Annotated in this window: 9 protein-coding genes and 1 riboswitch; all 9 genes read left to right on the forward strand. The window is 56.1% G+C overall.

The features are described from left to right. Window positions 1-4 precede the first annotated feature (4 nt). The 9 genes from NST43_RS02975 to NST43_RS03015 all read left to right on the forward strand — a co-directional run bounded on the left by NST43_RS02975 (window position 5) and on the right by NST43_RS03015 (window position 14,532). Window positions 5-2,428: a transcription initiation factor TFIID gene (locus NST43_RS02975; RefSeq protein ID WP_339222461.1), complete on the forward strand. Its 2,424-nt coding sequence runs from the start codon at window positions 5-7 to the stop codon at window positions 2,426-2,428. 213 nt (window positions 2,429-2,641) lie between these two features. After that, on the forward strand, window positions 2,642-2,875 hold the full coding sequence (locus NST43_RS02980; protein WP_339222463.1) for a hypothetical protein: 234 nt from the start codon (window positions 2,642-2,644) through the stop codon (window positions 2,873-2,875). A 301-nt stretch (window positions 2,876-3,176) separates the two neighbouring features. Next, window positions 3,177-3,515 carry a helix-turn-helix domain-containing protein gene (locus NST43_RS02985; protein ID WP_039310863.1) on the forward strand — a complete coding sequence of 113 codons (339 nt, stop codon included), beginning with the start codon at window positions 3,177-3,179 and terminating at the stop codon, window positions 3,513-3,515. A 20-nt stretch (window positions 3,516-3,535) separates the two neighbouring features. Continuing rightward, window positions 3,536-4,435, forward strand: a complete 900-nt coding sequence (locus NST43_RS02990) for an IS3 family transposase (protein ID WP_339225321.1) — start codon at window positions 3,536-3,538, stop codon at window positions 4,433-4,435. Between the two features lie 337 nt (window positions 4,436-4,772). Beyond that, window positions 4,773-6,044, forward strand: coding sequence for a VWA domain-containing protein (locus tag NST43_RS02995; protein ID WP_339222465.1), 1,272 nt, complete (start codon window positions 4,773-4,775; stop codon window positions 6,042-6,044). A 30-nt stretch (window positions 6,045-6,074) separates the two neighbouring features. Beyond that, window positions 6,075-6,710 carry a beta-mannanase gene (locus tag NST43_RS03000; protein WP_209992152.1) on the forward strand — a complete coding sequence of 212 codons (636 nt, stop codon included), beginning with the start codon at window positions 6,075-6,077 and terminating at the stop codon, window positions 6,708-6,710. 48 nt (window positions 6,711-6,758) lie between these two features. Then, a complete protein-coding gene (locus NST43_RS03005) occupies window positions 6,759-8,021 on the forward strand; it encodes a hypothetical protein (RefSeq protein WP_209992151.1) in 1,263 nt (420 codons plus the stop codon). Then, window positions 8,018-11,146 carry a hypothetical protein gene (locus tag NST43_RS03010; protein ID WP_339222467.1) on the forward strand — a complete coding sequence of 1,043 codons (3,129 nt, stop codon included), beginning with the start codon at window positions 8,018-8,020 and terminating at the stop codon, window positions 11,144-11,146. Before NST43_RS03005 ends, NST43_RS03010 begins: the two co-directional genes overlap by 4 nt. An 813-nt stretch (window positions 11,147-11,959) precedes the next feature. Further along, a riboswitch (cobalamin riboswitch) is annotated at window positions 11,960-12,153 on the forward strand. 213 nt (window positions 12,154-12,366) lie between these two features. Next, window positions 12,367-14,532 carry an S-layer homology domain-containing protein gene (locus NST43_RS03015; protein ID WP_339222469.1) on the forward strand — a complete coding sequence of 722 codons (2,166 nt, stop codon included), beginning with the start codon at window positions 12,367-12,369 and terminating at the stop codon, window positions 14,530-14,532. Window positions 14,533-14,762 lie beyond the last annotated feature (230 nt).

The raw sequence follows: 14,762 nt of genomic DNA on the forward strand, positions 1-14,762 counted from the left end.
GCCTATGATCAGAGATCAGGCCTTACAATATGCGGAGCAATACGCTGCCCAGGAGGAAGCGCAGCATAATAAGGGGGATGGGCGCAGCAGTATCCATTACCCTGCGCTGTTCCTGTTCCTTGGCGATAAGGTGACCCCGGCCATCGGTCCGGTGCTGGAACGCTGCCAGCGCAAATGGGACAATGCAGGCGGCGTCATGGCACTGCATGCCGGTTCGCATAACGGCAGCGGCAGTACGCAGGAGAAGGAGGGGGTCAAGGGGCGGATCGGCAGCGGAAACAGCAGTGTCCATGAACGCGTGATGCACATGACCCTGCCGGATACGGCAGGGCGTGATCCGCGTACGGTTCGGCGTGAGCTGTACCGTGAATTTCATGAGGATAGCCAGTATTTGGCCGGAATGAACCGGACGTTGCGTCAGTTAAGCAACAGCATAGCGGATTACGGAAGGCTGTATTCTTCTTTTGACGTCATCCATCTATCTGTCATTACACGGGTCGATGACCCGCAGAATGTTCTGTTGCCGGAGATCGTGCTGCTGGCCCGCGCAATTCTCAGCCAGTCGTTCAAGTCGGTACAGATTGATTTGTACGCGCTGATTAACGAACGTGAGCAGGGGGATAACTTCGGCTATTCCAGCTCGGTCGGGCTGGCCTTTCTGCGTGAGCTGGACGGGATGCAGGCGGCAGAGTATGCCTTAAGCGCTCCGCTGCTGGTGACGGAGGAGGGGCTGTCCATTCCCGTGACACATGGCCCTGCTCCGCTGTTCGACCTGGTTTATCTGCTCTCGGACAAGAACGAGCGCGGACTGATGTCGGTCCATGGCATGGACGACAATTACGAGATTATCGCCCACATCAGCTTGCTGAAGAACCGGGTCCGGCCTGCGGCCGATCAGGCCTCCGGGCACGGCGGCTACAATAATATGACGTTCAAAAGCGGCATCCGAGGCAGCACAGGCAGACAAGGCTACGCGTCTGCCGGCTTCTCGGCGGTGCGGCGGCCGAACCGCCAGATTGCGCTGGCGGTGCTGTACCATGCACTGCATTATCTGTCCGGGCGGCTGCGTACAGGCCATACCCGGAGTCTTAAGGAGCGGCAGGCGATGCTTGGCCTTGGAGCGGATACCCTGCGGGACCGCGCGGCGGAATTGCTGCCGGAGCAGTCCGCTCTCGCGGAGATGACCGGGCTGATGAGCCACGGACGCCCGTCCTATTCACAACTGCGGATGCTCTCGCTGCGCGAGGCTGAGGAGCTGCTGTTCGGGGAAGGGGCGCAGGCTTACTTCCGCAGTAATTTTGCGGAGGTGTCTGCTCGTAGGGCTGCCGGGATTGATCCGGCCCGGGAGTGGGCCGGAGTGCTGGCTGCCGGGGAAGCGGGAGCCTCCCCGGTCACCTTCTACCAGCTGGCGGAATGGACCAGCGAGAAGACGGGTGAGGGCAGCGTGCTGCAGGCCTTGCGCCAGCATATGGGCGGATTGCGTTCCGCTCTGCTCTCCGCGCAGGAGGAGCTGGAGCGGCTCTATGCGGAGAGCGTGGAGCGCCAGCCGTTCCAGCGGGTGCCGCTGCTGGACAAACGGACGGTGCGCAATTTCATTCATTACCTGTTCGAGTCCGTCTACGGCAAGAAGTATGAGATTCTGCTGCTGGAGAGCGAGCTGGCCCTCTGTCTCCGCTATGACGCTGCACTGGAGCAGCTGCACGCAGACAGCAGAACGAAGGTTGCGGCGATGGACGCTTTGGAGGAGGAGTTGCACAGCGTGGCCCTCGTCAGCATCGGCCGCAGCAAAGAGACCGTGGATCAGAACATCATGGAGTATTACCGCAGTGTGACGGATGAGGTCATGAAGGACATCGAGACCCGGCGCGGTGCGGGGATCTTCTTCAGCGAGCGGTTCATGGGCAGTCTCTCCGGACTGCTGGTGCACGGAGGCGGCCAGACGGTGGCCGAGCGGCTGATCGAGCTGTGCCGCCGGGAGCTGCTTACGGCGGGGCCGTTCACGCTTCCGTTCGAGGAAGAGCTGCTGCGGCGCGCTAATGTTGCAGCCGCTTACGAGAACCGGGACATCGTCTCCAAGGAGGAGCTGTTCAAGCAGCTCTACCGCAGTCTGGAGGAGGAGGCGGCGATGAATGTCCGCCTGTTCGAGTATACGCAGGAGCACCGCCACGAAGAGAAGTACTTCTTCGGCGACAGCTCCTCCGAATTCCTGCGCTATGCCTTCAGTGCAGACGAGACCACCCGCATCTACCGGCTCGGCTTCGTGCATGAGCAGCGCCGCAGCGGCGTGGAGAAGCTGAACCTAATGGGCGGCTTCCACCTGGAAGACCTGCTCTACCACCGCAACGGTAAGGTCTATTACGAGACATATGCCGGCAACGGATACCAGCTTCACGGTCTGGAAGAGGAGCAGCTGCCGGAGATGAGATGAGTGGAGACTAGATGAGTGGAGTGCTGATGTGCGGAAATGAGATTAGATGAGTGGAGTGCTGTGACTAACTATTATATTTGGTCAGGCTACCACAGCCTCAGGATCTATAGTTCTGGTGAATGTGGGCCGGATGGCGGGAAAGAGAGGGATAAATCCCTTTAATGCTGGTGGAAATGGGCCGGATGGCGGGAAAGAGAGGGATAAATCCCTTTAATGCTGGTGGAAATGGGCCGGATGGCGGGAAAGAGAGGGATAAATCCCTTTAATGTTGCTGAAAGTGGGCTGGATGGTGGAAAGAGAGGCATAAATCCCTTTAATGTTGCTGAAAGTGGGCCGGATGGTGGAAACAGAGGGATAAATCCCTCTAATGTTGCAGAAAGTGGGCTGGATGGTGGAAACAGAGGGATAAATCCCTCTAATGTTGCTGAAAGTGGGCTGGATGGTTGAATGAAGGGGATGAATCCCTCTGGTGCTGACGTGTGTAAGTAATAGTGATCTCGATTTCGCCGTACGCGCGCCAGATGAGCAAATGAGGAGCATTAATGCCCCTGATTTCACCGAAAGTGTGTAAAACCACCAAATGAGGAGCATTAGTGCTCCTGAATTCTCCCGAGAGTGGGCCGAACCACCAAATGAGGAGCACTAGTGCCCCTGATTTCAGCGAAAGTGCGCCAAACCTCTTAAGCCCCCTAATCAAAGTGGAGACCTTGACATGTAAGAGGTACACTAAGAAGAGGGAGTGGAGCCGATGAGAAGCAACAAGTTGTATGACGAACAGCGGATCAAAGTAGCCCAAGAAGCGATCAATGGAACCAAGGTTTCCTTCCTGGCCCGAAAGTATTCCGTCTCTCCCAGCACCATTGCCAATTGGGTGAAGTTCTACAAAGAACGATTTGGAGAAGAGGCCACTCCGTCCGTCCAAGAACGGATTGAAGATGCGGAGCGTGTCCAAGATCTGGAGACGAAGATGGAGACGGCCATTAAGTTATTGGGTGAAAAGGATCTGGAAATCGAACTGCTGCGTGAACTCTTAAAAAAAGCCAACCCCGCTTACAAGACAAACTCGAACTGGCCGACGAAGCGATAAAGCGGGGTTATTCGGCTACACTGGTTCTACGTATCGTGGAGGTTCAACCTTCCACCTATTATGCGCATAAAAAACGTTTCCTGGGGCTTTGGAGTGCCCCGGATGCGGTCGTGACTTCGGGTCGTCCGATCCCCGCCTATTCCCTCACTACCGGCGGTCTGCGGGTCAGTGACCTACAGATCGAGGAGTGGCTGAGTGAGCTGGTAGAGGGCGAGGAGAACGGCTATGGCTACCGGAACCTGGCGTATGCCCTATCGGTCCAGCAGGGCTTAATCCTCAACCACAAGAAGGCGTACCGGCTGTGCAAGAAGCTCGGATTGCTTCAGAAAAAGCCGGTGAGGAACCTAAAATACCCTCGACGTTTAGCGCGAAATCGAGTGGTCACCGGCCCCAACCAACTCTGGCAGATTGACATTAAATATGGATACATTCATGGCTACGACCGCTTCTTTTTTATCTTTGATATGATTGATGTGTTTGACCGCTGTATCGTCGGCTACCACGTGGGCGCGAGCTGTACAGCGAAGCAAGTCTGTGCCACGTTAAGGGAGGCGCTGGGCCGACGTTTACAGCCTGGAGATCCCTCACCGGTGATCCGTTCCGATAACGGCCCGCAATTCCTAAGCGACGTCTTTGGCGAGCTGTGTGCGGAAACGCAGCGTCCTCTGGAGCATGAGCGGATTCCTCCAAAAACGCCGAATATGAACGCCTACATTGAGTCGTTTCACAGTATTTTGGAGAGAGATTTGTACACGAAAAGGTACTTTGAAACGTTTGAAGAAGCCTATGAAGCGGTCGCAGTTTATATTAATTTTTACAACGAGCGCCGTTTTCATGGCAGTTTGCAGCGCATGAGCCCCAAGCAATACCACGCCGCATGGAAAGCAGGCAAGCTAAAACCGATAGAAATAAAGCTGTAAACAAGATCCTGCGAAAACACGAGTTTTTAGCAGAATGTCTCCATAATTAGGGGGCCGAACCGAAACCAGCAAATGAGGAGCATTAGTGCTCCTGAATTCTCCCGAAAGTGCGCCGAACCACCAAATGAGGAGCACTAATGCCCCTGATTACAGGGGTGCGGCCGAAATCCGAGGGTTCACCATAATAATGCCCAGGCTCCGGGTCTCGGACCTGGGTACGGGCCTACACTAACAGGCTTTGTAGGACAATTCTCATTCATTCTGCTGCCGGATGTGCAATAGAATGGAATGGGGAAGCGTGTGTTGATCAAGCTTTTCCCGGAAAGGATGAAATGCAATGCAGCGAAAAATCAATCTGCTCCTGCTGCTGTTCAGTCTGCTCGGCGCGGGTGTAGCGTTTGTGCTCGGTGAGCTGCTGCTGGACCGCAGGCCGTATGATTTACCTCAGATGGTGCTGGTCGGCATTTATTTTGCCATCGTGGCCTTATGTGTTGGAATAGGCGCTTTGGTCGCAGAGACGATCTCGCCGAGGCTGAACGGACAGTCCTGGAAGCTGCGTTACCTGGGCACCTCGTGGAAAATGTTCCCGCTCATGGTCGTGCTGCTGCTTGGCGTGGGCACGCTGACCGAGTTCGTGTACGAGCTGAACTTCGGCGGCAGCAAGCCGGTTAAGAATGTCGTCATGGTGATCGATGATTCCGGCAGCATGTCGCAGAGCGACCCGTCAGACCGACGCTACGCGGCGGCCAAGAATCTGGTGCAGCAGCTCAAAAAAGACAACAAAGTCGCTGTAGTCACCTTCAGCAATGAAGCTTCCGTGGTCCAGCCGCTGCTCCCGCTCTCCAAAGCGGCGAACCGTGAGAAGGTTATGGAGGTCATCAGCAGTCTGAAGACAACTGAAGGCGGAACGAATATCAGCGGCGCGCTGGCCGAAGCGATGAAGGTGATTCATGAAGACGGCGCGGACCGCGGGGCGATGGTTATTCTTTTATCCGACGGCGTCAGCCAGTTCAATACCTCTACGGAGCTGACAGATTATGTGGCGCGTGGAATAAAAGTGAATACAATCGGGCTGGCCCTGGATGATCCATCCGGCGCAAGTCTGCTCCAGAATATCGCCAGCGGTACCGGCGGACAGTATTATGATGTGGCCGATGCGAACCGGCTTGGCGATGTATTCCAGCAGATTTATGACCGTCTGGGAGACCGGACACTGCTAACCGAACGCAGCGACCAGACCGCGGACAGCCCTTATTATGCTGTGGTGCGTGTGCTGGCCTTGATGCTGCTCGGCACGGCGCTGGGTCTGGGCCTTGGCATTGTGTTCGATAACCGCCATCTGGCCCGGAGCTTCAGTATCGGGGGCGCGGTATCGGGACTTATTGCGGGGCTGATTCTGGAATCCGGCCTGAATGGCGATACACTCTGGGACCCTATGACCCGGCTGATGGCGCTGCTCGTTCTGGCGGCCATTCTCACCTTGTTCACGTATATCGTGCCTGTAGGGGAAGGGCGCTTGTCGCGCCGGGGAAGAGCTGCCGGAGCTGCTAATGCGCCGGCGGACAGTGTTCATTCACCCCGCCGTAACCGCGGCAGTAAAGGGTTCTAAAGCCAGATGCAGGGAAAGGGGCAGGTTGCCATGAAGTACGCCGAGGCAGACGCTGGAGCACCGGTGATTACCGAAGTTGTATCCAGAGTGGAGGACCGGTTCTGTACGCTGCGCTGGCGCTGGCCGGACGGTGTACAGGCGGTATATATTCATAAGGCCTCTGCGGAGGCACCGGACAGTCAGGAGCATCCGCCCCCGGGCATGAAGCTCTATACGCGTGAAGAGTACAAAGCGAATAACGGGTACCGGGACCGGCTGGACGAGATCGGGATGGTGGCTTATACCATTTACGTGCGGCTTAGCGGTAATGGGGAGACGCTGCTGGTCCGCCAGCAGGATGGCGGTAACCGGGCGCTCGTCAGCGCGGGCAAAGCGAGGATCTACTACGCGGTCCAGCACAAAAAAGGGTTGTTCAGCAAGCTGAAAACCGTGCAGATGACGATTACTGCCGAGGTGCCGGTGCCGAAGGAAGTGCTCTGCTACGTCAAAAAGCGGGATGCGCACCCATCCTCCAAGGAGGACGGCGCAAGGTTCCCGTTCGTCCAGGACTTCGCTCCCGGGCGGAACCAGCTCCCGCCGATTGAGGTCGGCAAGGACGACTTTATCCGTATTTTTTTCACCGATGGGCCTAAATACGGGACGTATTATGAGCTGGTTCCCGAGTGAGCGGGAGCAGCATACCGGGTGCTGACACAACCCTGAGGAGGATGAGAGATGTCTTTTTTTAGCCGTTTCATGAAGAAGAATCAGCCCGCAGCGAGGCCGCTGTATTACGATATTGTCTGCCCGTTCTGCTTCACGCGCTTTGAGCCGGAGCAAGTGGTGTTCCGGGCCATGCACAGCCGTGAGGATGATGAGAATTATGCGCTCGGTGAGGATGATCTGCTGAATAAATACCGGGAGCGCTTCGGCCTCGATACGGTGGATGATATGGAAGCGGTTCTGCAGCCGGCGGATATCCCGGAGGAGTACCATCATTATACGGACCATGTGCTGACCGGGCTCACCGACCGCTACGGGGTGATGACCCGCAGACGGCTCTGTCCGTCCTGCCATAACGAGCTGCCTGTAACGGCCGGCAAGGTGCCTAGCAATATTATCTCGATTATCGGGGCTTCCCAAGTCGGGAAGTCTGTCTATATGACCTCGCTGATCCATACGCTCCAGCATACGACGGCAGGGCATTTCGACGCAGCCTGTATGCCGCTGAATGCCGAGATCAGCCGCAAATTCCGCACCCTGTATGAGGAACCGCTGTTCGAGCGGGGGGATCTGCTGGCGTCTACCCAGAAGGAGAAGATGCAGGAGCCGTTTATTTTCCAGTTCGTGTTCAAGGATGAGTCCAAGCCCCCGCTGACGCTGGTGTTCTTCGATGTAGCCGGTGAAGGCATGGTCGATCAGGATTATCTGGGCCTGCACGGCCAGCATATCAAGAACTCCGCAGGGATTCTGTTCATGGTCGATCCGCTGCAGATCCGTTCCGTCCGGGAGAAGATCCGCATTAATTTCGGTGACCGCCCAGGGGAGTGGGTATCGCAGTATGATGAGCCGCGTGATGTGGTGCTGACCATGTTCGGTGATTTCATCGCTTATCAGGAGAAGAGCAAGACTGAGATTCCGACCGCAGTCGTCTTGGCCAAAAGCGATATGCTCCACTCCCTCAAGGATGAGGATGGCGACTATATCAAGTCGAACAGCAATGTGTTCAACAACTATGTGCACCGCAAAACGCTGAACCTGGACGAGTTCCACAACATCGACGGTGAAATCCGGCGCTTCATTGAGAAGGTAGACCGTCCGTTCAAGGATACGATGGATGTTTATTTTGCCAATACGGGGTATTTCGCCGTGTCTGCGCTGGGCAGCAATCCGGTCAATCAGAAGGTGGAAGGCGTGGTCAGTCCGATCCGGGTCGATGAGCCGTTCATCTGGCTTCTGCACAAGCTGAATTATATTGAGGGGAGCGACGGGCCGTGAACAGATTGTCAGGGTCCATGATCACCCAGCAGATGTATACCCGCGAGCGCCGCGGTGTATACCGTTCGACAGAGGGCTTCGATACGGTGGCGAAATCGGAGAGTCTCGATAATAATTTTGTCAAAAAAATCCTGCACCCCTTCTGCCTCTACGATGCCCCGGCTGAGCTTACGGCACGCGGCGAGAAGGATGAGGAGCTGTATCCGGCTGCGCTGCATCTGTTCCATACGGAGAGCAACGAGACAGTGATCGGAGAGAGCCGTTATCTGGCGGCGGATTTCACGGGGCAGCGGAGCGCTTTTTTTGCCCATAATTTCGTGGTGCCGCCTATCCGCTCCGAAGAGATTGTCGAAGGGTATGGAAGCTGGCTGCACGCGGGGTTTGCCCGGAGCTATGAGGGGGAGCCTGGCGGAACCCTGCCTGAGCTGGAGTCGATTCCCGTGGCAACCCGTTCGCTGGACGAGCCGTCAGATCCGCGTACGGTGCTGTCCGGTCTAGGATTCACAGAAGTGCTGTTCAAAGCCCTGCTGCAGGCGGTGATGCTGTCCGTAGCCGGGAAGAAGAAAATCTATGTAGCGCTGGATGTGCCCATCAGTGAGTTGTCGCAGCATGCGGTCCGGCTGACGGAGGTCATCTTCGCTGCGCTGCCGTATGACTTCCGCCGCAGGCTGGGAGTGATCACGTATGCCAAGGAGCCGCAGAGCCGCAAATATATTCACCTGACCTTCGTGGAGAAGGGCTCTCTGCGTCCGGGCGACCGCAATATCGAGAAGGATTATATCTTCGATCTGGCAGGTGCAAGGTTTCTGAATACCGACTTCGGCGAGTCGCGGCAGATCTATGCCGATCTGGCCTGGAAGACGCTGGTGGAAAAGGGCGGAAGCCTCCGTGATTTCGCTAAGTTTGCCGACAGCCTGCTGCTCGGGGAGAGTGCGGACCGCAAGCTGTCGCTGGCGCTCTACAATGAGCTGGCGGTTTTTTATGAAATCGAGCAAGGCAACGAAGCCTTATATACAGACAACAAGAATGCTATACTCGGCGGCCTGCTGTCCTATCTGAAGCCGGAGGGGAAGCTGGACTCGCGGGTGCGGCTGAATGATATGTTCCTGGAGCGGTTCGACCGCGAATATGATCTGATCCGTAAGAAGGGGATTCCGTCAGTGGAGATCCTGGAACAGTTCAAGTCGTATTACGCGCTGCCGGGCCATAATTACCGGGTGAAGATCGTCGATTACTTCATCAACGGGATGCTGAATTGCCAGTCCGGTGGCCGGGAGGATGTGCTGGCGGCGGCTTACGGGATTATTGAGAGCAATGCGGAGCTTAGTGAGGCGTTCTTCAAAAAAGTGCTGTCGCAATCGCTCTTCCGCAGAGCGCTGTTCGAGCCGTATCTGGAATCCCGGCTGGCGGCCGCTGCCGGAACGGCAGATATCCTCCGCCTCGTGGGCCACTTCGGCCGGAGCCTTCCAGAGGTGCTTCAGCAGCCAGCGGTACGGGATACCTTCAAGGAATATCTGCTGGAGAAGCTGCAGCGGGAGTCCGATCCGGTATCGGCGGTAACGGCTGTTCATGAAGCGGTCCAGCAGGCAGAGAAGCAGCGCCGCAGAGGCGGCGTATACCCGGAGGCCTTGTCCGTTATGGAGGAGCTGGGCACGGTTGCCGACCGCTTCCTGTTGAACCGGCTTTCGCTGGACGAGCTGACGATGGAGCAGCTGCTGGAGATCTCGTTCTTGCGTTACCGGGATACGGCAGACTGGCAGCCGCCGCTCGACGCGATTGCGAAGCGCAAAGCGAATGCGCTGCGCGCGGCCTACCGCTGGTTCGGGGAGGAGTCGCCGGACGAGGAGATTTTTGCGGGACTGACACCGCGTGAGCTGGACGATGTACAACTGCTCGGTGCGCGGTGGCTGAAGGAAGCGCGAAGCCTTGAGCCGTTCGACCGGCTGCCGCTGGCCTTCTATCACAGCAGTGAACGCGAAGGCGGACCGCTGGATTATGATGCGCTGCTGGATCTGGTGGTCCGCAAGGCGGGCAATGACAAGGAGACAGTGTACCGGTTCCTGGACTGGTCGCAGCATAGCTGGCTGTTCGCAAGCTCAGGCAAGAAGCTGTGGCCGAATTACAAGCGGGCCGTGCTGAGATACTTCCTGAAGAGCGACCGCGAGGCATTCAAGAACCGGGAATTCCGCAAAACCCATCTCGACACAGCAACGCCTGCTATGCAGACTGTCTACAATGAAGCCCGCGCCCAGCTGGCTTCGCCGCTGGCGCGGTGGGTCAGCCGCAGCCGATTTCAAATCCTGATCTCAGGGAGCATCCTCGGGATCATTCTGATTGCGGCGGTTATCCTGCTGAGCCAGCTAGGGGGACGCGGCAAGGATACAGCTGCGCCGGTGGCCAGCCCCAGCTCGCTTCCGGCAGTGACCGGACAAGCCGCTGTAGCGGTCCCGGTCTCTGTCCGGCTTGTCGGCGGGAATAGCGGGGGTGATGTAGGAACTGGCGGGGATAACGGCGGTGATGCGGGAAGCGGAGAAGCGGGCAAGAATAACGGCGTGAAGCTGTTGTTCAGCTTCACTGATGCGGCGGAATGCTCCGCCTTCAAGCCGGAGCGGATCGGCGTGGAGTCCGCCAGCGGCGTTACGGACTACGAGGTTAAGGCAACGGTTAACAGTTGCCAGGTTGCAGCAGGTGCCGGAGTAGACGGCGATGCGAAGGGTAATGCAGGCGCCGGAGCGGACGGCGATGCGAGTGGTAAAGCAGGTGCCGGAGTAGACGGCGATGCAAAGGGCGAGACAGGAGCCGGAGTGGATGGCGATGCGAAGGGCGAGGCAGGCGCCGGAGTAGACAGCGATGCGAGCGGTAGGGTAGACGCCGGAGTGGAAGGCGGTGCAGACAGTGGAGCCACCGCCTCTCCAGCGGCGGCAGGGACTCCTCCGTCACGCGTATACGAGGTGACGGTGGAGCTTTCAGCAGGCGCGAAGCTGGCGGTAGGTGATATGATCACCGCCGGAAGATACTCGCTGCAGCTGGCGGCAGATCCGGGCAGCGCCCCGGAAGCTACAGCTACCGCCGCGCCTAGCGCGGAGCCATCCGCTTCCGCAAGCCCGGAAGCGGACGCGGAATAACACAGCGGCCATAAGCAGGCCGCGTAAGCTTGTAACTATTGCGATCAGGTAACATTGCAGAGATAGGTGTACTCTATACAACTAAAAACAGTGAGAAGGAAGGCATACCTCTCTAAGTGTATTCCATACAACTAATTTTGCTCGAATGGGCGAAAAGCTGGGTACAGAAGCATTTTAGGTGTACGAAATACAACTAAAAGTACATTTGGTGGTAAATCAGACGATTTAGTTGTACAGATTGCATTTAAGAATAACGTTTGGAGCTAGAATAGCACCTTAATCGGGGTACGGCAGACCCTCAGCAAGCGAGGGGATTAAATGAATGCTGTTAGTTTAAACCTGATGATCGACTAGCTGCTCGATTGTACTTTGTACACTAGAATGAGGCATATTGATCCTTATATGGTGTTCTGTTGTATTCGGTACATTAGATTTTGGGAATTTGGCCCGGCGGAGGGGTAGTTGCCACAATCGATTGTATGAAATGCAGCAGAATGCGTTATCGGCCGCTTTTACACGAATTCTAATGTACATAATACAATCGCCTGCTGCCGCTGTCTCTGCTAGTACCGCCAACGTCTTAATTGACAACAGAAGAATGACTCCATAGTCCTGAATAGTACGATGTGCCGGGGGAGCGGGCATGTGCTGTTCAGGATTTTTGTGCAGAATGGGCTGAGCTTTGGGGGAGCTGGAATAGATATAGCTTGTCTATAGACATACAGGGGAATAGTCGATATGATGGTTTGAGAATATTAAAATTTAATAAGCTTGAGGAAAAGGTGCAGATTGCCTTAGAGACCGCGCGCTGTCGCTAGCAGATGCTGGCAGGGCTATGTCTAATAGAGGAATCTGCTTAAAAGGGAAGCCCGGTGCAAGTCCGGCGCGGTCCCGCCACTGTAAGTACGGAGCAACTCCTGAGGAGCCACTGTCTGCTAAGCGGATGGGAAGGCGGGGGAAGCGGTGAAGTATGAGCCAGGAGACCTGCCTTTTTCGTTGTTGTTTCTATTCTTCGGGGGTAAGAATGTGGAAGCAGATGCTGATATTGGCGAGGGCTGTATATTGCTGCATTGTATGTAATGTGGGAGAGCAATCGACTCCTTCAGCCGCCCTGTATTGTATTCTTCCCCGGCCGCCCTGCACAGGGCGGTCTTTAGGTTGCCGCTCTATTTGCGGAGGAAGCAGGATTCATCCATTCTATTTCAGGAAAGAGGTTAGTTATGAAGAACCATTCTCTATCATCCAGGTTCACACGGCTGGGACTTGCTGTGGTTATGCTGTTCGCAATGCTGGGAGCAGCCGTAGCCCCGGCAGGACAAGCTGCTGCTGCACAGGCAGGCGGGACTTCCGCACCAGCGGTATCCGCTCTGCCCGCAAAAGAGGCAGCCAGCGTAACCGCTGCAGTCTATGCTACTGCGGAATTCATGCTGAAGAACGGAGTCCAGTCGGACTGGCAGGCAATTGGCCTTGCGCAAGCGGGCTATAAGGTTCCTGTCAGCTATCTGAAGGCGCTTGAAGGTAAGGTGAGTGAGGCTAAGGGTGTTTTTGCCAGAGCTACGGACTATGCCCGGATTACGCTTGCCGTTAAGGCACTGGGCGGCGACCCGGCGAATGTGGCAGGCTATAACCTGATCGAGAAGCTCTACAATCACGATGCAATTACCGGCCAGACGCTGAATAATCCAGTCTATGCACTGCTGGCTCTGGATTCCGGCAGCTATACGATCCCGGCAAATGCAAATTGGACACAATCTAAGCTGCTGGCAGAGATTCTGGCAAAGCAGAACCCGGACGGCGGCTTCACCCTGACCACGGGTGCGAGTGATCCTGACATGACAGCGATGGTGCTGAACGCACTGGCTGGACACAAGCAGGAAGCAGCAGTGAATACTGCCGGTCAGCGGGCAGCAGCCTGGTTGTCTAAGGCACAGGACAAGAACGGCGGATATGGCGACAGCAGTGAGAGTGTAGCTCAGGCCATTATCGGTCTGTCTGCCTTCGGCATTGATCCGGCAGGAGCAGAGTATACCAAAGGCCAGATTAATCTGGTCAGCAAGCTGATGAGCTTCAGCGCAGCTGATGGAGGATTCGTCCACACTGCGGGCGGCAGCTCCAATGCTCTCTCTACGGAGCAGGCACTGGAGGCTATGGTAGCGTACCAGCTGTTTGGTACAGGCGGTAAGCTCTTTGATTTTAGCGGCACACCAGTGAAGAATCCTCAGGTAAGTGTCTCGGTTACTGTTGAAGGTCCGAATGGAACCTTGGCTGAGGGCAGCGTGTACGCCGGAAATGTGCTTAAGGCACTGGAAAAGACTGCAGCAGCCAAGCGCCTGGCCCTGGTCAATAAAGCAGGCAATTATGTGACGGGGATCGGCGGCGTGATTGCGGGTACTTTTGGCGGATATGATGGCTGGATGTATGTGGTTGCACGCGGCGGAGCATGGATCTATCCAAGTGTAGGGATGGGCGACTTCGCGCTGGAGGAGAATGACCGCATCGTGGTCTATTATGGCGGGGACAACACGCAGGTGGTTGATGCCGTAACCGTGACTCCCGCACAGCCGCAGCCTGGACAAGATCTGAAGGTGCAGGTAACCCAGAAGCAATGGGTCTGGAATGAGGCGACCTTCACCTCCGATCCGGTAACTTCACCGGCAGCAGGCATACAGGTAACCATCGGCGGCAAAACAGCAGTTACAGATGCTGCGGGTGTGGCTGTTGTGGCTGGTGGTCTGCCGGCGAATAAATATAACCTGACGGTTACGGGATATCTGAAGGATAAGACCCCTGCCATCGTGCGTCATACGGTCCCGGTAACGGTGGCTTCTGCGGCGGAGGACCGTCCGGCTTTTGCCGATGTGAAGTCGATCTCGCCTTGGGCGCTGGAGTCGGTATACACGGCGTATGACCGCAAGCTGATGAATGGTGTGAGTGAGGGCAGCCTGCTGTTTGCACCGAAAAAGAATATTACCCGTGCTGAATTTGCAGCACTGCTGCTTCGTTTAACCGGCAACGAGCCGTCTGTGGCGGCTTCCGCTGGGGCCTTCAGTGATGTTAAGGCCGGTACATGGTATTATGGAACAGTGAACCGGGCGAAGGAGCTAGGAATCATCAGCGGCGTGACGGCCACGACGTTCAAACCGGACGGACTGGTTACGCGCCAGGATATGGCTGTGATGATGGTTAGAGCTTTTAAGCTGGATGCGGCATCAGCTGGAGCAGGGGCTGGTAAGTTCAGCGACGAAGATAAGATCAGTGACTATGCATTGTCCGCTGTCCGTACGGTGACGGGACTTGGATATATGAGCGGCACCGGCGGCGCATTCGAGCCTTCCGCTGTGGTAACCCGTGAGATGGCTGCTGCTGTGGCGGTTAGATTGCCATAGTTCTTAGTTGGAGTTGGGAGCAGACAGTACTGCACGCTGGGGCCGACGATAAGTGGATAAATGACATCTAATTTAGCTGGATTTGCTGCAGAGCGGGAGCTAGTTGGATAAATGACACTTATTCAGGTCTAAAGCTGCAGAAGGATGAGGTATGGGCAGAATTAGATGCCTTAATTCCAACTAATTTCTGTACAGATGCGTAACCGGGAGAATTAAGTGTAGAAAATCCA

The organism is Paenibacillus sp. FSL H8-0332 (genome assembly GCF_037963835.1).
Lineage (GTDB): Bacteria > Bacillota > Bacilli > Paenibacillales > Paenibacillaceae > Paenibacillus_AQ > Paenibacillus_AQ rhizoplanae.